This is a genomic window from Ruegeria sp. BC1 (assembly GCF_056539305.1).
The window spans coordinates 818,418-837,105 of sequence record NZ_JBQFUT010000001.1 but is presented as its reverse complement, the minus strand read 5'-3'; the positions used below and the strand labels follow the sequence as shown (position 1 = coordinate 837,105).

24 protein-coding genes and 1 tRNA gene are annotated in these 18,688 nt (G+C 56.9%); all 25 read right to left on the bottom strand.

Translation table 11 applies throughout. From position 1 onward, the window contains the following. Positions 1-3 precede the first annotated feature (3 nt). A complete protein-coding gene (locus ACR0IY_RS04140) occupies positions 4-447 on the bottom strand; it encodes a gp436 family protein (protein WP_480670571.1) in 444 nt (147 codons plus the stop codon). Positions 448-635: 188 nt separating this feature from the next. Then, positions 636-1,022: a hypothetical protein gene (locus ACR0IY_RS04135; protein WP_480670570.1), complete on the bottom strand. Its 387-nt coding sequence runs from the start codon at positions 1,020-1,022 to the stop codon at positions 636-638. Positions 1,023-1,064: 42 nt separating this feature from the next. After that, a tRNA-Met gene (locus ACR0IY_RS04130) sits at positions 1,065-1,139 on the bottom strand. A gap of 7 nt (positions 1,140-1,146) precedes the next feature. Beyond that, a complete protein-coding gene (locus tag ACR0IY_RS04125) occupies positions 1,147-2,058 on the bottom strand; it encodes a Mu-like prophage major head subunit gpT family protein (RefSeq protein ID WP_480670569.1) in 912 nt (303 codons plus the stop codon). A 6-nt stretch (positions 2,059-2,064) separates the two neighbouring features. After that, entirely contained in the window at positions 2,065-3,048 is a 984-nt protein-coding gene (locus ACR0IY_RS04120; RefSeq protein ID WP_480670568.1) for a phage protease, read from the bottom strand. Positions 3,049-3,267: 219 nt separating this feature from the next. After that, complete coding sequence (locus tag ACR0IY_RS04115; protein WP_480670567.1) at positions 3,268-4,137, bottom strand: hypothetical protein; 870 nt, start codon at positions 4,135-4,137, stop codon at positions 3,268-3,270. A gap of 117 nt (positions 4,138-4,254) precedes the next feature. After that, on the bottom strand, positions 4,255-5,463 hold the full coding sequence (locus ACR0IY_RS04110) for a phage head morphogenesis protein (protein ID WP_480670566.1): 1,209 nt from the start codon (positions 5,461-5,463) through the stop codon (positions 4,255-4,257). After that, positions 5,460-6,170: a DNA cytosine methyltransferase gene (locus tag ACR0IY_RS04105; RefSeq protein WP_480670565.1), complete on the bottom strand. Its 711-nt coding sequence runs from the start codon at positions 6,168-6,170 to the stop codon at positions 5,460-5,462. Before ACR0IY_RS04105 ends, ACR0IY_RS04110 begins: the two co-directional genes overlap by 4 nt. Then, positions 6,170-7,699 carry a DUF935 domain-containing protein gene (locus tag ACR0IY_RS04100; RefSeq protein WP_480670564.1) on the bottom strand — a complete coding sequence of 510 codons (1,530 nt, stop codon included), beginning with the start codon at positions 7,697-7,699 and terminating at the stop codon, positions 6,170-6,172. Before ACR0IY_RS04100 ends, ACR0IY_RS04105 begins: the two co-directional genes overlap by 1 nt. Then, on the bottom strand, positions 7,699-9,132 hold the full coding sequence (locus tag ACR0IY_RS04095) for a terminase large subunit domain-containing protein (protein WP_480670563.1): 1,434 nt from the start codon (positions 9,130-9,132) through the stop codon (positions 7,699-7,701). The genes ACR0IY_RS04100 and ACR0IY_RS04095 overlap by 1 nt, the downstream gene beginning before the upstream one ends. Further along, the gene (locus tag ACR0IY_RS04090) at positions 9,129-9,317 is read right to left on the bottom strand and encodes a hypothetical protein (RefSeq protein WP_480670562.1); all 189 of its coding nucleotides are present in this window, start codon (positions 9,315-9,317) and stop codon (positions 9,129-9,131) included. Before ACR0IY_RS04090 ends, ACR0IY_RS04095 begins: the two co-directional genes overlap by 4 nt. After that, positions 9,317-9,853 carry a phage protein Gp27 family protein gene (locus tag ACR0IY_RS04085; protein WP_480670561.1) on the bottom strand — a complete coding sequence of 179 codons (537 nt, stop codon included), beginning with the start codon at positions 9,851-9,853 and terminating at the stop codon, positions 9,317-9,319. Before ACR0IY_RS04085 ends, ACR0IY_RS04090 begins: the two co-directional genes overlap by 1 nt. A gap of 2 nt (positions 9,854-9,855) precedes the next feature. Continuing rightward, positions 9,856-10,155, bottom strand: a complete 300-nt coding sequence (locus ACR0IY_RS04080; protein WP_480670560.1) for a VpaChn25_0724 family phage protein — start codon at positions 10,153-10,155, stop codon at positions 9,856-9,858. Next, the gene (locus ACR0IY_RS04075) at positions 10,156-10,503 is read right to left on the bottom strand and encodes a DUF2730 family protein (protein WP_480670559.1); all 348 of its coding nucleotides are present in this window, start codon (positions 10,501-10,503) and stop codon (positions 10,156-10,158) included. Beyond that, a complete protein-coding gene (locus ACR0IY_RS04070) occupies positions 10,500-11,030 on the bottom strand; it encodes a hypothetical protein (RefSeq protein ID WP_480670558.1) in 531 nt (176 codons plus the stop codon). Before ACR0IY_RS04070 ends, ACR0IY_RS04075 begins: the two co-directional genes overlap by 4 nt. Then, positions 11,027-11,461 (bottom strand): N-acetylmuramoyl-L-alanine amidase, encoded by a 435-nt coding sequence (locus ACR0IY_RS04065; protein ID WP_480670557.1) that lies wholly within the window; start codon positions 11,459-11,461, stop codon positions 11,027-11,029. The genes ACR0IY_RS04070 and ACR0IY_RS04065 overlap by 4 nt, the downstream gene beginning before the upstream one ends. Positions 11,462-11,548: 87 nt before the next feature. Beyond that, positions 11,549-11,935 (bottom strand): helix-turn-helix domain-containing protein, encoded by a 387-nt coding sequence (locus tag ACR0IY_RS04060; protein WP_480670556.1) that lies wholly within the window; start codon positions 11,933-11,935, stop codon positions 11,549-11,551. Continuing rightward, entirely contained in the window at positions 11,932-12,375 is a 444-nt protein-coding gene (locus tag ACR0IY_RS04055) for a gp16 family protein (protein WP_480670555.1), read from the bottom strand. The genes ACR0IY_RS04060 and ACR0IY_RS04055 overlap by 4 nt, the downstream gene beginning before the upstream one ends. Further along, positions 12,372-12,668 (bottom strand): hypothetical protein, encoded by a 297-nt coding sequence (locus tag ACR0IY_RS04050; protein ID WP_480670554.1) that lies wholly within the window; start codon positions 12,666-12,668, stop codon positions 12,372-12,374. The genes ACR0IY_RS04055 and ACR0IY_RS04050 overlap by 4 nt, the downstream gene beginning before the upstream one ends. A 12-nt stretch (positions 12,669-12,680) precedes the next feature. After that, entirely contained in the window at positions 12,681-13,334 is a 654-nt protein-coding gene (locus tag ACR0IY_RS04045) for a DUF3164 family protein (protein WP_480670553.1), read from the bottom strand. Positions 13,335-13,500: 166 nt separating this feature from the next. Then, positions 13,501-13,869, bottom strand: coding sequence for a helix-turn-helix domain-containing protein (locus tag ACR0IY_RS04040; protein ID WP_480670552.1), 369 nt, complete (start codon positions 13,867-13,869; stop codon positions 13,501-13,503). Beyond that, entirely contained in the window at positions 13,866-14,735 is an 870-nt protein-coding gene (locus ACR0IY_RS04035; protein ID WP_480670551.1) for a hypothetical protein, read from the bottom strand. The genes ACR0IY_RS04040 and ACR0IY_RS04035 overlap by 4 nt, the downstream gene beginning before the upstream one ends. After that, positions 14,732-15,475, bottom strand: a complete 744-nt coding sequence (locus tag ACR0IY_RS04030; RefSeq protein ID WP_480670550.1) for an AAA family ATPase — start codon at positions 15,473-15,475, stop codon at positions 14,732-14,734. Before ACR0IY_RS04030 ends, ACR0IY_RS04035 begins: the two co-directional genes overlap by 4 nt. Positions 15,476-15,534: 59 nt before the next feature. Then, on the bottom strand, positions 15,535-17,697 hold the full coding sequence (locus ACR0IY_RS04025) for a transposase domain-containing protein (RefSeq protein ID WP_480670549.1): 2,163 nt from the start codon (positions 17,695-17,697) through the stop codon (positions 15,535-15,537). After that, positions 17,694-18,587 (bottom strand): ParB/RepB/Spo0J family partition protein, encoded by an 894-nt coding sequence (locus ACR0IY_RS04020; RefSeq protein WP_480670548.1) that lies wholly within the window; start codon positions 18,585-18,587, stop codon positions 17,694-17,696. Before ACR0IY_RS04020 ends, ACR0IY_RS04025 begins: the two co-directional genes overlap by 4 nt. Positions 18,588-18,688 lie beyond the last annotated feature (101 nt).

Genomic DNA, 18,688 nt, shown 5'->3' with positions numbered 1-18,688 from the left:
GGATCAAAGCCCCCGCATTTTTTCACGGGTGAACTCGCGCTCGGGGCCACCCGATACGATCGGGCGCGGTCTTGGCGCGGCGGTGTTCTCGCCGGTATCAGGATCGATAGGGCCGGGCAGATTGAGCGAGGCGGTGCCTTTTGCGATGCCCTTCAGGCTGCTGATAGCATCCGTGTAACGGGTGCGGATTTCTTCGGTCAGCACATCCCGGCCGAGTGCCAAGCGGTAGACGGCGATATCCACGCAGAATTGCATCAGCAGGGGCGGTACCTCGGGCAGGGGCAGGGGATACCGCGCGCCCACATGGCTATCGATTTCGCTTGTAGCCAGCTCCAGAGCCCGTGTGATCGCGTCAGCATCAGGCACGCCGTCGCCGTCCCGGTCGGCCACATAGAGCGCGTCCTGAGAGTAGAGCGTGACGATGTCGTCTTGCGTGGCGTAGGCCATGGGCGGGTCTCTCTTTAAGGTGCCCGATCAGCAGAGCTGCCAAACTGCCGATCGGGCTTTAGCCGATGCGGTGGAAGGCCCGAGGGGGTCCGGCTCGTTTCGCATCGGATCTGAATGAGGTGGTACCGCCCCGCCGCTGCAGTACCGTTCAGAGGATCGCGCCTGTCGGCGGGCGCGTGGGGTATGCGTTATTCGTCGGCTGTGGGCGCTTTGAACCCTTCATCAACCAGCAGATCCCAGACCGTGTTGCGCTCCTGCGCAGTGATCTTGGTTTCCAGTTCGTCCCCCAAAAGGTCGTTCAGTGCGTCAACCTTGGGTTTGCCGTCGCGTTGGAAGTCAGCCGATGTCAGCGACTTGATCGCCTCGGCAATCCGATCGGTGCGCGCATCGACAGCATCGGTGTCTTCATCAGTGGCGGGTTTAACGCGTAGCTTTACCTCATTGGTAATGCGCTCCCACTGTTCCTCGGTGAATTCTGCGGCATCGACAACAACGCCTGCCTTGGTCCAGTGACGACCACAGCGCCAGAATCCTTGTGCGACGGTTGCTGCAACGATGAACATACGGCCTGACATGGGGCCTCTCCTTTTTCGGTTCGTGTATTGGTTCGGAAAGCCTGGTTGCGGGGGCGGGATTTGAACCCGCGACCTCCAGCTTATGAGGCTGGCGAGCTACCGCTGCTCTACCCCGCAGTAAGGCTTAGGCGACCCAAGGCGTGTCGAGGACATCGACCGCGTTGTAGTTCGGGTTCGAAGCACCGCCGTCGCCCAACATGACCTTGACGGTCTTGTTTGCGGCCGACCGCAGTTTCGGCCCAACAACCAGCAGGTTCGGTTTGATGCCAAGCGGCCGACCGTTGCTGTCCAGAAGGCTGCGCATCTGCTCGATCGCCGCGTCCAGGTTGTCGCTGTTGAGGGCCGCATTCGAGGCATAAGCCAGCTGCCAGAACCCAAATCCCACGTTGCACCGGCAATCTACGCCGTATGTGAAGCGCTTGTTGGTGAAGACATCATCAGAAGTGTTCGGGTTCGTCTTGGCGATGAACTCCGGCTTCTTGCGTTCTTGATAGAACAGGGGCTTCAGCGGTCGCGAAGTATCCAGAAGGTACCAGTAGGGGTCACCGACTTGGCCTGACGAATCGACGTTGGAGACCGTGATGTCACCACCGGCTGCGTCAAAAGACGGGTGATCAGTGTCGAAGAAGTACTGCCCGTCATAGCAGGTTTCTGTCCGACCGCTCGCCAACAGACCGAAGGTCAGATCATCAGGCTGCTGACCCGCGCTTTGACCCATCTCCTGAAACAATGGCGAGTAGATGCCAAGGTTGTCGTCTTCGATGTCATTGCGATCAACGGTAACTGTTGCTTCAAAATCTTTGTTGGTGATCGTATAACCGTGGGCTTCCATATCCTTGACGACACGAGCACCAACCCATTCCCGCATTTTCGGGAACTTACCAAGCCAGCCGTAAGTCTCCGACTTCGAACTCGATGCGACAACGGTCGCTACCTTAGTGAAGTCGGACTCGGGACGGGTTTTGTTGAACGCGTCCTGGAAGTTCTTTTTAAAGCCCACTTGAAGGGCGGTAATCGACGCTGCTGTTACGATCATGGCGGGTTACTCCTTCGCCTCTTCGGCCTTGGCGGCAGCGAAGTCCTCTTGGGACATGCCGAGGGCGCGGCAAGCTGCCACTTCCTCTTCCGACAGGGCGGTTTTGTTTTTGGCCGTTGGGTCTTTGCCATCCAGCTCGGACTTACCGGCGATGACGGGGCTGGCCTCGACCATCTTGGAAAAGCGATCCAGACCGCCTTCTTCCTGGCAGGCTGCGACGTGGTAGTCGCGGCTGGCCGGGGCGATCTTGCCCGCCTCGATCGCGGCATCGACGGCGGTGTTGATCGCCTCTTCGTGGCGCTCGGCTTCGGAATCCTTGAAGTCTTTGATCTGGTTCAGTGCCAGTTCGTAATCCGCTACGGGCACGAACTTGGTCGGGTCGGGGCGTTCGGCACGGTTCAGCGCCGTCTGCTCGTTGGCTTTAAGCGTGTTGATCGCCTGAAGCACATCCACGTCGGATGCCGCTCCCGGCAGATCAAGGGCATCACGGATAGCCTTGTTCATTGCAGGTTCCTCATCAGCGCCGCCGTTTTCTTCCGAATTCAGGGCGGCAAGTTGCAGGTTGGGTTGATTGGTCAGACCGGCCGAGACCATCTTGACGATCTCCGCGCCGGTCTTCGTGAAGGTGAAGACTGGGCTTACATAGCGGTATCCTTTCGAGGCGATCGCACGTTGACCTTCCTCGCCCCATTCCACCTGTCCCCAGATCGCCCCATTGCGAACTTCGAGTGCCTTGATCCAGCCAACGGCGGGCGCGGCTTCGCCTTGCGCTCCCTTGACCTGTGTGGCGTGTTCGAAATCCACTGGCAGGTCCATGCCGTTCGTGCTGAAGGCGGCAACTACCGCTTCAGGGTTCGACAGGGACCACTTGCGCCCGTCGCGGCCTTCGATGTTTGGGCCGGACGGAGTGAGCTGTATCCAGGCAGGAACAGCTTCACCTTCAGCGTTAAGTGCCAGGGCGATGGTTTGGATGGAGTTGGTCAGCTTCATGAGGGCAAATTGCCCCGCCTGCTGACGGATAGGTGCCCTGACAACTGTCGGGGTCAGTATTTTGGGTTGTCAGAGGATTTGGCTTCAGGCGCTCAGCGGCCCGTACAGTGCCGAAACTGTCTGAACGCTATCGTGCGGCGAGGAAACCCGCAAGGGCGCTCCTGACCCGTTTAAATGGTATTTAAAATCGAAGTTCGCGTAATACCTAGGTCCGCAGGTTCAGTTTTCCGACGAAAGACAAGCTGGAGCAGCGTGTTCCGGCTTTTGGTTTAGATACAATCCATCGCCTTGCTGGTTCAAAACTATGTACTGCTTCGAATCCAAGTCGAAGTATAGGATTCCTCCCATCACCGGGAAGAAAGCTGAAAGCAAACAGTGATTTGGTTCTTCTCCAAAAACTAAGCCGCCAGTACTTGTCAGTATGGTTGTTCGAACACTGCCGATCAAAGTTACCCACACAAGAACCAGTGCTACGAGTAGATCTCGACTAACACTAGTCCATTTCACTTTGAACTCACCGTGTTTAACTAGGGCTTCTTCTTGCAGCACCGAATAAAAGGCGATGCCACAGCAGCCACCCGTAATGAAACTAATTATTGCTCCGGGTCCAGTAGATGCTTTGACGGTGCCGAAACTGAAGCCATAAGTCGCGAAGAACGCAAAGCACAATGTCAATAGAACCCGGGTGATTTGCATACGGCGTTTTTCGGGCTGATGTAGCGAAGTCCGTTTATGACGATAGAGTGCATAACGTTTGACTACGGGATCTTTGTAACCTCCAGGGTATTTCCGAGCGAGCAGCAAGTGGCAATACAAAGTTGTCCAAAAGTAGGCCGCAGCATGAACAAGAACGTTAGTGCACTTAAAAAAAGCATAAATTACAACAATCAAGAACGTCAGATTTCCAGTGATATGGACAATCGTGTTGGTGTTGAAAAGACGAGTGATTTCCCAAGGTAAAGATAGAACCACTCCCAAAAGATACGCCCCAGCGCTACCCAACCAGAGCAATACGAGGATAGAGGCTATGGAAGCCAGTTCTACAAACGAGAGCTTTTTGATCCATTGAAGGAAATCTCCGTCGATCATTCTTGGGATCGTTCGCTTCTCTTGTCTTTTATTCATTTCAGTCTTACATTTTTCTAGCACGTGAGCCTAGGGAAGCCGGTCTTGAGCCGCGAGGGAATTTCCGCCCCTCCACGTGCATTATTCCCTAACTAATTTAATGCTGCGACTTCTAAGCAGTTTTTGCCACTTCGCAAGTGTACTTCGGTGGAACGTGCTTAGGAAAATCTCATCCCCGGCAATCGTGCGTTTCAGCACCAGCCTCCAGCGCTTTTCGTGACCGCTCTCGATGATCAGGCTTTCCGTCCCGTTGGGGGATGTCTCATGCGCAACCGAGCCGCGCTCGAGCATATCGGCAACCCGGACATATTCGTCGGCCGTGGCCTCGCCATGCTTCCTGCGACCCTTAGCTGCTGTGTAGTCTGAAAACTGAACAACTCGTGTTCGTGCACCAATCACATCGGCCAACTCTTGCGGCAGCATGGCGACCGGCACCGATCCGGTTGCCGAGCCTTCGTGGATGCGACGCAGCCGCCAACTGGATGCCATGTCGCGGGCGGCCACGCGGGCGATGTCGGGATCTGTGCCGTCCAGCTTCTCGGTCAGAAACCGTTCCATCTGGCGCTGCCGAAATTGACCAGGGTTGCCTTCCCAGCCGGGATCAATGCCTGACGGGATACGTTTGATCTCGCCCGTGCGCGTGTTCACTACTTCGCGCATCGGGATCTCCGGGTGTTCCGAGATCCCGTAATCTTCGGCCTCGCGTCTGGTGAGCTGGCGCACATGGCATTTGCAGTTCCAGCCGTTGGGCGGATACCAGGTCTGCCAGAACGGAGCATCGACTGGCAGAACAAGACCAGCCTTTGCTTGGTGGTGCGGTCGGTGGCGCTCACTCGGTCCCAAAAGGTAGAGCAGATAGGGCAGGGCGCGTTTGGTACGCTGGATGCGATCCCATTGCCCAGCCGCGCGAGCTGATCGGATATTGGCGCGATAGATCGTTTTCAGTCGGCGCGGACTTCCCAATCGAACCGGACGCACCTCTTTTGTCAGCGGATCAACTTGCTCTTTTACGCCCCACCAGCCCAGCTTGCGCAGGCGCGGCTTCAGCTCTTTGGCAAACTGTTCGTATGGGATGCCCTCATCGATCGCCTTTTGCATTGCGTCCTGTATCGCTTCCAGGACGTCCATGTTCATGGCCTTGGCAACGGTAAAGGCGACGGCGTGTTCCTCGGGCTCTACGTCCTGCCAACTGAAGCTGGGGCGCAATGATTTGTTGCGGAAGTAGCTGGACACCTCGGGCGGTGGGCCGGGAGTGAAGGCATAGCCGGGTTTGTCGGTGAAACCGTTCATTTCGTAGCCTCTAAGTGTCGGAGTATCGAAAGACCGAATAGGTAGGGGATGCGGTGAGGTAGGCTGTTCCCTAGTTCTCTAATTCGGTCCACCCGATAGGGTACATCATCAGCTCTTCGTAAAACCGGGGGTTCAGAACCCAGCCAACAAAGCCCATCCGGGCCAGTAAGCACGGGATAGTTCCATTGTTCCGGTGTGCCTGGCTTGGGGGCATCGTGGCATTTTTCGCGTCGGAAGCTGTCGGAGTAGGCCAGCGTCCACGTCCGGGGTCGATCGTGACCGGCACCGACGGAGCGAGCTGGTATATCATACGACCGGACGACATAGCCCTCGGCTTCAAGGTCACTTTCAACCTGTTCAAGGGTTCCCGTGTCGATATTTCCAAGAACGTTTTCTCGAAGCACGTAAATAGGTCGGTGTCGCCGGACGCAACGCAGAGTCCAGGGCCACATACTCCTCCCGTCACGCCTTGCATTGGCACGGCTTTCCCGCTGGCAGGGGTCGCCGGAAGTAATGATGTCGATTGGGCCGTCATACTCGATTGTCCTCACATCGTCGAAGACCGGAACGCCCGGCCAGTTCTTCTGCAACACCCGCCTCGGGTGCTTGGCGTTTTCGCAGAATGCGACCGTTTTGAAGCCGCCCGTCTTTTCCAACCCGAGGCTCATACCACCTATCCCGCTGAACAGGTCCATCAGCCGAAGCATCAGATCGGTTCTCCTTCCCCTTCAGCTCGGGATTTAACGGCCGCTTTAACCAGCGCTTCAATCAGCTTTTCGCTGCCCATACCGGGGAATGCTTCTTTGACGAGCTGAATTGCCTCTTCATAGCTGGTGGCGGTCTGCAGAAGGTCCAGCGCCGGGTTGAGCGCATTGGCAAGCACATCTTCCCAATCGGCATTCAAACCGTCCTCGATGTCGGAAACGTCCTCGTAAGGATCAGGCTCGGTCGCGCGGTTTCGGGCTTCGGCCGTGCCGCCGTCAGCTTTCTTTTCGGTACCGCCAATGACCTCATCGTCAGCGTCCGGTTCAGAAAACCCGAGGCGTTGCCGGATCTCGGTCTGTTTGAACTTCACGCCACGTTGCGCCATTCGATCCACGTTCTGCATGATCATGTCGAGGTCTTCGGCCTCTTCGACAATGATCTCCAGCTTCGGATACCTGGCTTGAATGCCATAGTTGAGGTCGACGTATGGTTTGACCAGGTCGCGGTTCAGGGTGCCGGTGACCGATCGCGCATCCGCCTGGGCGATGTCATGGCGCACCTCGTTGTGTACGTTGGCCTGTGACTCGGACGAACCGTTGTCCGATGTCATTGTTTGGCCTAGCACCGCCTTTGAAATCTGTTCGTCTGTCCAGCGCGCGAAGTTCTCAAAAATGTCATTGCCGGGACCGGCCGCGATCTGTTCGAAGTCGATCCGCATGCTTTCCGGCAGAACGGCGGCGGCATCGGTGCCGATATTCGCAACCGCATTAAACAGGATTTGAACGTCTTCGGGTGTGGCACTTGGACCGTAGCGACCGAGGCGCAGGGGAAGGCCATAGGTTTCCACAAAGGCCATCCAGTCTTTGATCGTATATCCCTTGCAACAAAAGCCGAATGCGACCAGGCGGGCGAGCCCACCCCGTACAGGCAGGCCAGACTTCAGCTTGGTCTTGTGTCCGATCCACTTGAACGGGGCCAACGGTACACCGTCCACCATGTCAGCCTCATCGACCAAGCGCACTTCGCGGCCGGTTTCTCGATCGAACATGAAGAACCGGGGATCACGGTGGATAAACTCGCGAACCGACCAGCTCCGCTTGCCGCGCTGCCAGTCAATCTCGACCTGACTGAACCCTTTGCCGAGTGCGTCCAGCAGATCCTCGATCAGATCTGCAAACCCGTCATGCTCGGCAATGTTCTCCTGCACGTCATTTGCGATCTTCTTGTCTAGCGCGCTGTCAGAGGCGGGCTTGACGATCGGAGCTACACCGGACACCGCGCGTTTGCGGATGCCCAGCACCGATTGATAGTGCATGTCCCGTTCTTCCATCTCTTCGGCCAGAACAAGATAATCGTGCAAGTTGCCCTCGGCGGCGCTTGCCAGAATGCCAGCCAGGCGAACAGGCGTCAGGCCCGAGGCGACCGTTGGGGCCCACGCTTGCCGGATGCCGGTGATACCCGGTTCGGCCACACGTTTGACGAGGGTTTGGGTTCGGACTGTACGCCCGAATTGATCCAGCAGCTTTGCCATTAAAACAGTCCTTCCTTGGCCCGAAACCCGGCTGTCAGCTTGATCATCCTTTCGGCGTCAACCCCGCCACCCGGAGGCACCGAGCGATATTCAAATGCCTGGTATTCGGTTTGTGAGGCCGACACCGCCAGTGCGGCTGCCCAGAAGCGGTCGGCGTGGCCGTCCGTGTCGCCTTCAGTGACCAGGCGGCGAACACCCGTTGCACCAGTCACGGATTTGACGGCATGCAGATCCGCGCGCAACAACGGGTTGCCTTCCGGGATCAACGTACCGCGCTCTTCCATGCTTTCCTTTAGCGCGATCGCCAGTTCGAGTTTTGAGGCTACGCCGAACAGGACGCCTTCGACGCGGCTTTCACCGTGAGTTGCCTTTGCATCCTCGACCGGCTTCTCGCCCATGCCTGTCTGGTCCATGGCGCAACGCACGACGCGATAGCGGCGAAACACGTCAGCAAGCAGAGCATCCTGACGGGAAAACTTGATCCGGCGCTCTTCGATGATCTCGCGCGTGATCAACTGGCCATCGACCAGCTCAAGCACCCAGATGACGAACAGGTCGTTCCGGGCAGCAATATCAACACCGACAAAGCAGGGGCCGCCTGTGTAAGCGGCCGGATGACCGGCGCGGAGATCCTCACAGGACGAGATCAGCTCATAAGTCAGCCACGCACTGGCGGCTTCCATCCATTTCAGCAGGAATTCTTGCGACCAGGCATCTTCGTCGTTCAGGGCCTTGCGCAGCTCTTCGGGATCGACTTCAAGGCCCTGTTCAACGGCCTCGTAAATGTCCACATGATGCTTTGACCAGCCGTTGTCGGCTGTGGTCATGATCTCGTAGAACTTGTTCCCTTTGCCGTTCGGCGTCGAAATGATGCGGATCTTGTGATTGCCTCGCGCGGCAACAGGAAAGGCCGATGCCCAGATCCTGCGGCTGTCGTTGTGAAAGGCAAACTCGTCTAGGATCAGATTGCCGCCAAAACCCCGCGCGGCGTCAGGTGAGGCCGAGATTGCCGTGATCCGCGATCCACCCGGAAAGCGAACCTCCTGCGCCTTGTACGTGGCCTCTTCGACATGGACCTCATACACCTGACCCATTTGGACCAGTTGCTTGGTATGGGCGGGGACAACGAAGTCCTCTTCGGTGAATTCCGGCCGACCATGTTTGGCGAGTGTCGAATAGACTTCGTAATAGGCTTGGGTCATTGGACGAACAGCTTCATCGATCGCCTCTTTGGCTGTCGCCTCTGAACGGCTAAGGATCGTCCATCTGCTCTTTCGCCGGTCGATCTCGGCTTTGATGCAATCGTTGACTGCTTCGCCGCCCGTGGCGAATGTCTTGCCGCCACGACGGGTCATCATACCAATCTTGAAACGCGTATCGTCGTTGATCCACGCCTTCTGGTACGGCAGGAAATTGATGACTTGTTCGGTCATGCGATCTCCCGCATGCCGATCAGATACGGTTGGTCCTTTCGCCACGCCACAGTGCAGCGCATCCCCAGATGCTCAAAACGCTGCCGCTTTCCGAATAGGACCGCCCAAATGGAAGGCCAGAACGGCCCTTTGCGCCAATTGTAGTCCCCGACCAGGACAACCGTGCCGATCGCCATGTTGTTCATTAGCCGAACCCCATAATCACGCGCGCCTTTTCGGCGGCTTCTTTGTCGATTTCGCCAGCCTCGACCGCTTGCTCTAACCGCTCGTTCTGTTTGGCCTGTTCGGCTTTCAGAATTCCGTCCCGCAGGCTGGTCGACCGGATCAGGTTGTTCAGCGCTGTGGTCAGGTCTTTTATGCCGCGCGGATCTGGCAGATTGTCGGGATCGGCCATCATCATCTGCAGCCGCCACTGGATCGTGGTGAGCTGCTGGAACAGGGCCGAGGTCACATCGACCTCGTCTTTCAGGCTGGCTTCTTCCAGAAACGTGCGGATCTCGTCCTGCGCCTGCTCCTGCATGACGGCGTATTCCTGAAACTCCTGCCCATAGGCATGCACGGCCGTCTTGCCGATGCGCAGTTCAAACCCTTCCTCTTCAAGCCGGAAGTTCAACCTTTCGGTCAGATCCTCGTAGCCGGAAAATCCGCATTCCTTCAGCTCTTCCTGAAGCCAACGGCGCAGCTCTGCGGGTAATAGGTCAATCTTGCGGCGTGGCGGCATGTTTACGCCCCCGGCCGGGGGCGCTGAACGCCGTCATGCCGCGCCTTGCCCTCTGCGATCTCAACGCCGCGCGCGGTGGCGGTGACGACGATGAAGTCGCTGCGGTCTTCATAGGTCACCATGCCGTTCTCACGCATCCAGGCGATGTCACCGGCAACCTGATCGCGGGTCGAAGTCACACCGAATCCGTTGCAGACCTCAACAAGGATCGAGGCGTTGGACGTGTATTCAGGGCTGTCCTTCAGAAACTTCAGGATCGTGAGGCGGCGGTGTTTGGAGAGGGTGCTTACATAGTCGCCCATCTATTTCTTGGCTCCATCAATAAGGTGATCTTCGTGACGGCCGACAACGCTTTCCAGTCGGGCCATTATCTTGGCATTACCGTCCATCATTGCCCGCATTTCACCGAGCGTTCCGGTGACGCGTACCAGTTCGACTTGCAGAGAATGAATGTCGTCTTTGCCGGGGAGGGTGGCGACCGTGTGTTTCAATGTCGCAATTTCTAGATCCAGCGCATCCATGCGTTTGGACCCTTCTTTGAACCGGATGTCGGTGTCTTTCTTCCGGTTAGCCAAAAAGCTGTAGATCATTGCCCCGACGGACAAGAGCAAGGTGATAACTTTTAGCCCGGTGTCAAAATCGATCGTCACTTCGCGGCACCCTTCAGCTCCGCGATCATCGCGTCCTTAGATTTGGACCCAGTGGACGATCCGAAGAAGTAATTGCCGACCTGAGTGGTCATGGCACCCAGTGAACCCAGCATGATCAGCAGCACTTCGCCGCCGTTGTCAGGCAGGCCAAAGCGGAAGATATAAGCCAGCACCCCGAAGAACCCGAGGATGATTGCCAGCCCCAGAATGGTTGGGGTCCAGTCCTTGATCTGTACCTGCCGTTGCCGGGCGCTGTTGCGGTCATCGGCCGCGATGCGTTCAAGCTGGATATCGGCGTCTTTCAGGTGCTGTTTAAACTCGATTTCAAGCGCCTTTAGTTTCACCAGATCAGCACCAGAAGCCGAAGCAACAGCGGCCTCGACCTCTGCGTAGCTGGCGTCATCTTTACCCAGCAGCTTGCCCGCGATGGCCTTGGTTGCCACACCAGCCAGCGGCCCACCCAGCGCGGTGGCGAGGGTGGGCGCGACTGCGGCCAAGATTTCCTTTAGTTTGACTTTGGTTTTCACAGCCCGACCTCCTGCAGCCAATTCTTGACGTGGAAGCCAGGACAGGCTTTGGCCGCAAACTCGTTGTGACCGTGGATTGTTGCGTTCGGTAGCATCAGCTTCACACCTTGCAGAAATCCAATCAGCGCTTTGAGCTGGGCCTCTGTGAAGTGATCATGAAACTTGTCGTTAGCCGAACTACCGTGCCCGCCAACAAGGCAGATCCCGATCGAGCCCGTGTTGTGACCAATTACATGCGCGCCAGCTCGACTAATTGGTCGGCCGAACTCGATTTCGCCAGAACGGCGGATGACTGCGTGATAGCCGATATCCGACCAGCCGTTGCCGTATGGTTTTGGATCAGTGTGCCAGGACTTGATTTCGGCGGCACCGATAAGCTGCGTCGGCTTTGTCGCCGCGCAATGAATAATGATTTTGGAAATAGGTCGCATTGCTTGCTCCGTCGTTCACGACGAAGCTACGCAAACGCCCGCACCATTAGCGCCCGGACAACTGTCGGGGTTAGTCAGATTTTGGAGTTAAAAGGGGAGTTTGGGAGCGCGGTCATCACGAAGGCTCGCCGCTGTACGTTCCACAGTTCTGACATGTACGTCAACCTCTGCGGCGATTTGCGAGTGTGATAGACCTTGCCCAAGCAGGGCGACGATGCGGGCGCGACGTCCGGCTTCACCGCCAATGTTGCCGCAGGGCACGACAAGTTTGCCATGGCCCAGAAGTTTGATCAGCTCGGCGGCATCGTCTGCGCCGAAGATCCGCACCAGCTCCGATCCGGCTTTAGCGCTCTGAGGGATATAGATTTCCCGACCGCCACGTTCTTCTGCCAGGCGCACGGCGACCTCTTCACTGATTTCCTCAGCGATCAGGGCAAGTACGCCCGGCAGATATGGCTTGAAGGGCAGGTTCATTTGTCCAGGGTCACACCTTCACGACGGCACCAGTCTTTGAGCGCGTTGATCAACTGGCTGATCTGACCGGCATCGCGCAAAGCGTCGATGTCTATCGGGACCGATTTCCATGTGCCTTCGAACCGCGTGCGCACGAATGCGTTCAGTCCAGCCCGGCTCGGGTCACGCAGTTTGTCAGCCTCGCCTAGCTTGCGCCAGAGGACGTGGACAAGGCGCAGATCCGCGCGAGGTGCCTTCTTTTGGACCTTGGAGCCATGTTTTGAAGAGGCTTTAAACCCGTCATTTTTAAGCCGGTTCAAGACAAGCTTCAGGTCACTTTCATCCATGTCCCGCATGGACGCTTTGCCGGTCACTGCCAGTTGGAGGTCACGACGTTCGTCAGCATCGAGGCCAAGTTCACGGCACCCGACATGGATTTTCTGTTGTAGTGCGCGGCTCATGACCCAGTCTCCAGAAACTGGCGCTGAATGACTTCGTCAATGATCCGCTGACGGCCCTGAAGCTCCAAAACACTCTTGCCGTGCAACTCGGCCAGCGCCGCCACGGTATCGTCGCCAGCGCCCAGCAATTGGCGATCCAGATCCCGCGCCGCGACCCGTGCACCGCGCTTGAGAACCGCACCATGCCCGCCAGATACAGGTTGATCGTTGTCGCCGTGGCTGTTGTTGAGCATCACAAGGGATGCACCGCGTGCCATGGTTCCACGTTCGTCAAATGAAAATTCCCGGCTCATTCCGCAGCCCTCTCAAGCCTTCGCCAGATCGATGGTGATCGCCTGCCAAGGCGCATCAGGTGCCGCGCGCTCATAGCAGCGAACATAGGTCTTTGAGCCGACAACACGCATCGCATCTCGGGTCGCTTTCATGGCGCGCTGCCAGCGCTCGTCCTCGATCTCAAGCCGCAGCAGCATGTAGATTTCCGAGTGATTGATTTGGCCTTCCTTGTCGGTGTTGAAGGCTTTCGTCACGATCGCGCGGATTTCGGGGCGAGAATCGGCAGCCCATTCGTTCAGGCACTCGTCCACCAGTCCCTTTGCGATCTGAAGCTCGGGGCCAAAGTCGATATTGTCAGCGACCTGGACGGAAACTTTGAACAACCCGTCATGGGTCATCAGTGTTTTGTTGCCTTTCTTGCCGCCGATCGTTGTTTCATATTCCTGCGCCAAGATCGCTTCAAAGTCGCTGATGTCGCCAAAGGTGTGCGCCTTGAACCGGCTGACCTGATCGGACAGGGCTTTGCCGTATCCGATGATCTTGCGCACGGTTTCGTCCTGCAGTTTGTCCTGCGGCTTCACCAATTCCACTGGAACCAACCCGCCTTTGCTGTTCGGCATGTACTCTTTGCCGCCGACCAGGACTGTCCCGTCAGGAATCGGATGGGGTTTAAAATGTGCGCTCATTTGGAGTTTCTCCGGTTGCTGCGTTGAAAGTGAAAGCTTGCCAGCCGCTGTAGGACTGGTCGAAAGGGTGGAAAGAGTGTCCAGAACAGCCAGGCATAAATTCCGCCTAGGACAACCAAGGCCCACCAATCGCTAATTCCCAAAGACGAGAGGAGAGGTTCTTGTGTCACTTGCCGTCCTCCTGATTGTTACGAGGGCAACGTCTGCAGGCGTTAAACATCCTCACGCGGATAGGGCTGGCCGATGCGAGGGATTTGGACCGATCGCGCCAGTTAAGGCACGCCTCTGCGGCCATTTCTCCCAACGCGGGGCAATTGACCGTGTCATTCATAAAGACTGCGCGCACCCGGTCTGCGACGGTTTCTGTGCGCCCAGGGTAGATGTTGCGGATCGTCTGACTGACGGTTGACGAGGAAACACCCAACCGTTCAGCTACCTTGTTCTGAGAGGTGTTGTCACAAGCCTGAACCAGCGCGGCGACCCAATCCGGTACCTCACCCCATCCAGCCTGTGCAGCGTCCATCCGATCGCTCATCCGAGGCGACCTCCTGCCGCGTGAACGATCCGGTCTTCGTTGCCATCTATGACGACGGCTACACGCTTTTTGACTGGCGGAAGGGGACCAGTGTTTTTGACGAGGCGGTATCGCTTGTTCGTTTGCTTGGATTTGGTTTGGCGGATTTCCTTAAGGTATCCGGCTTGCTCCAGCATTTTGCAGTAATCAACCACGTCCCGCAGCTTGATCGGAATCACGTTTGCCGCCAAGGACGCCAGAATATCCTCTGGATAGAACACGCGACGGATTCTGATCGCAGTCCAGATGTCGCCAACTTTGGTGCGGCGCAGATCCTTCGAGCGGGAGTGCTGTTCCTTCAGGGAAAGGGCCGTATAAAAAAGAACCCTTTTTTCCCGCCCCCATTCCCAGATGTGTTTCGATTGAAGCATTTTGCGCAGGATGCCATTGCGCTTGCTTTCCGAGAAACCGCAGGCTTTTGAAACATCCTCAGCGTTGAAACGGGCGACACTGCGGGCAAAAGTCCAGAATGCCTCCTCATCCTTGTCAGCAGGCTCAAAGCTAACCTCGGGGGCTTCTTCCGCCTTTTCGGCCATCTCCTTCAGTTTGGCGTCCAGGCGGGTGGCCGACCACTGTTGGTCTGTTTCAATGGTTGCGGATTTAGCCGCTTCGGCATTCACTTTATCAACATCAAAAACGGTAAAATACTGGACGTATCCCTCGCGGCCGCAAAATTTCAACACACCGCTTTTGCGCAAGCGCAGCAGATAGTTTTCGCGCTTCCAGGCAGAACCGGGGCATTCGGCCGCGATCTCTTTGTAGGTCACGCGCTGACGACTGTGCAGAAAGTCCCAGATAACCTTGTGTTCGGGGTCTTGAAACGTCACAGCAATCCCCTCCGGGGTGTGGGCGCGTCACTTCGCAGAAAGGGGGCGTTACCCCAGTCATCAAGAGAGATTTCCTGAAGATCCATCGTCGCGCTGCGGCGCTGTACATACGCCAGATCGGTCACAGTGCGCCGCACGTTACCTGTGTTGCGCTCGATGATATGGGCAAGCAGGTCATCGCCAATCTGAACGTCCGGCGCGTAAATACGAGCCAGAAACTGTGCGTCTTTCAAGGTGGCGGGCTCTGCTGGAACATACCCCATGATGCGGCTGTCGATCAGCTCCCAATTCCGCAGCTTTTGCGGCAACTCCTCCATACCGATCAGGATCACCGGCACATCCGAGCCGTCGTGCAGGTCACGGATAACCTCGATCAGCCCACGTGAGACCGCATAATCCGCTTCGTCAATCAGCAATGGCCGACCGGCAATCGCCAGATGTTCGCACGCTTGCATCATCATTTCTGCCAGCGTCTTTTTGGGCGACACGCCCAGCTCCCGCAGGATTTGATCCAGTAGGGTTTTCTTAGTCCAAAGTTTTTGAACCGAAATGTGGATCGCGTCTAATGCGGCTGTGCAATGGATCGCCGCATAAGTCTTTCCGTATCCCGGATACCCGAAAAACACTCCGATGCCGGGCAAACCAAACTGGCGCGTTTGCACCTCTTTGATCAGCTTCACCAGCGAAGCGACGTTGCGCAGCGGCTGGATGATGTTGCCCAATGCCATGTTATCTGACATCTTGTCTCCTGTTTCTGCTCAGGCCGCCGTCTCGGAGTGGAGTTCGGACGGCGGCGATTTCAGGCTCGGCCCTTTCCGGCTCCGCCAAGGTCAAAATGCTCGCGCATTAAAAGGTGCGTTTCGTATTCCGCAGTACTCGTATAACTAGCCACCCAACGCGCCTCGGCGCGTCCGACAGGTTCCCCGGCATCTGACCGGCGAATAATGTCCTGGGCTTGCACAAAGCGGGCGTCGGCATCCTCGGACACCTGAAACTCCGCTGGTTCTTCGGGCTCAGGTTCTTCGTCCTGACGGCCCTGCATGCTCAAAATCAGAGCATTCTGCGCCGCGTCCAGTTCAGCATCATCAACACTGTCGTAAACGGGGCGGGCAGGCGATGGACCCAGTCGTTTGCCAAACATTGGGGCAACGACTTTGGCTTCCAGTTCGGGTTGCTCAGGCGCTTCAGGCTCCATCGATGCGGCGATCTCTTCGATCGAAACCGGGCGATGAGCTTTCAGAAGCTCCCTTTCAGCTTTCTTGATCCGGCGACGGCGGCGGGCTTCTTCCTTGGCTCCAGACAGGTCGAAGAACCCAACTTTCTGGCGGCATTCGGCAAACCCCAGAAAGCCACCCTTGGCGTCGTAGACATAGACACCCGCGTGCAGATCTTCAGGGTTAAATCGAGCAATCACTTGCTGACCAGCCGCTTCGCTCATCCATTCCGAATAGTACTGGTTGCCGTGGATTGTCAGTTGACCGTTGCGACGGTTCAGCATCCCAATGTGCTGGCCCATAAGCCATAAGCGCCGCTGTTCTTCGGTTGCTTTGCAGATGGGAGCAGTCTCGTAGCTATCCGCAAACGTCTGATCGAAGCTGCGCCCTTCGGTGGTGTGTGAAATACGTCCATCGCGGGAGTTGTGTTCCTTGATTCCCTCGGCCAGGACCGCAAGAAATGTCTCAGCCGGGATGGCTCGGCTACCGTAGTTTTCCGGCTTGGCATCGGGGCGATTTCCGACATACGCGCCGCTGAAACGTGGGTCTTTCGCCACGTCACTGGCTAGGTCGCGGAACGCCCGCTCGATCGGCTTTGCCTGACCGTGCGCCGGTTGCGCCCAATGCACTTTGATCCCCAGGAGGGGCAGCACGCCGAGTGGATCATCCTCACGGACTTTAAATCGGAAACGGGTCGGGCTTCCGGCCGTCATCCATTTGTTTGCAAACTCGTGGCCGTTGTCGAATAGGCAGTGTTTGGGGATGCCGTAAGCTTCGACCATCTCACCAAATGCAGCCATAACCATGACCTTGTTCGGGTCATGATCAACGCGCCAGGACAAGACTTTCCCCGAGTAGATATCCTGAAAGCCAACGATCTGAGGCCGATTGATGGTGCCATCGGGCCAGCGCACAAACACGTCGATCTTGTGACAGTCCGCATTAACTCCTTCCATGGCCGTCATCGTCGATCGATCACGGATCTGGGCAGGAAAGCACCGCATCAGGCCAGCCTCACCTTCGCGGGCAAAGACTTGGGTAATTCGTGGTACTTCGGTCTCGATGCGCCGCAGGGCCGTGCGCTCTTTGAGGATATCCCAGCCTCGCTTCTCAGCCATTTTGACCGCGACCCGGTAGCACTGTTTGAAAGTCGGCTTTTCGAGGCGCAGATAAAGCCCCTTTAAATGCTCCAAAAACTCAGGGGAGCATGTAGCCTTGACCTTTTCACGCTTGGCCATTCGGTTGCGTGGTGCGAGGTATGCAAGCCGATCCTCATCAGCGACACCTTCGATCATTTCAATCCAATTGTAGATCGATCGGGCCGAAACACCTTGTTCATTAGCAGCGGCTTCCACCGCTTGAACATGTTTCAAACCGGTGCCGTAAAGCGTGTCTACAAGTTGAATCGCTTTTAACCGGTTTGCCGCTGTTTCCTTTGTCTTAGCTGGCAAACTGTCAAAGGCAGCCCACGCATCGCCGCGTTCTAGGCGCTGTTTTTCAGGTTCGGCGTCCGGCCGCATTGCGTCCTTAAGCAGTGCCTGGCGTGCCGCCAGTGGCAACACTGACCAATGATACAGCCAACCACCGCCGCGACCCGGCTTCTTGCGTGTGCAACCCGGCGCATTCCGCCAACTCAGTTGCTCAGCCAGAGCATTGATGCCGCGCTTTGTGCCCGGAAGCTCGGGCAGGTTCGATGCAGCCAACTCATCGGCACTCCACCATAGTTTGCGAGGTTCAATAGCACTCATGCGCGTGCCTCCCTGTCATGGGACCGGAATTGAACGACTTCGCTAGTTTCAGCGTCATTGTCGTCAATCAACTCGCGCAGCTCGGCCAGATGCGTCGATACAAAGCGCCTGCGCGCCTCTTTCGGAGCCCGCGCCCACGCGTCAGCAATCTTGTTCTGGGCCGCTTCAACGGGGCTGACTACGGCTGCGCCGGGCTGTTTCTTCTTTGACAACACTTCATTTGCGGATTTTGCTTCCCCCGCGCTCAGCGCCTGTACAATATCCTGACGTTCTGTCGGGTTGCCGCACTTCGAGATCACCTGAAGATCTTTGAGCGTGACGGGTTTCGGTGCTTTCTCGAGATCCCGCACTTCCTTTGCTGTCAGCTTCTGACCGGCCGAGACAAGACGGCCTATATTACGGGTCGAGACACCCATCTTCTCAGCGGTGGACACAACAAAAGATGCGACGGACACGTTGTCCTCCGCATGCCAGCGCTTCTTCGCCAGCTCCGCACCAACCGCTGCTTTGGTTTGAGGGAAAGCCCGTTCATAAACGTCCTTGCGCCGAGCCAGAAAGACGCAGAGTTCAAGGGTACTCAGCTCCGCGTGGGCCAAGTTATCGTCTATCTCTGCAAGCTCAGCCCATTCATCTGTGCAATCCCAGACCTTGGCCGGTATTTCGTCTCGGCCGAGCCTAACGAAGACGGCAATTCGGTGACCGCCAGCAATAAGGCGCAGCGCTCCGCTTTTCTTGACTCGCCGCACATGAATTTCATTGTGCAGCCCGACAGTCTCGATCGACTGTTTCAGGCTTTCAACAGCAGATTCAGAGACTGGTCTAAGCCGGTCTGAGACTTCGATATCTGCGATCGGGATGTTTCGTGTTTCGATCAGTTTTGCTTCACGCATTGGGTTACTCCAAAGATTTGGATAGTGGTTAGAGAGTTCGACAGGCCCTCCCTCAGCGTCTTTTTGCGCCGATTTGAGGGGAACAAAGGTTGGGTTCTGAA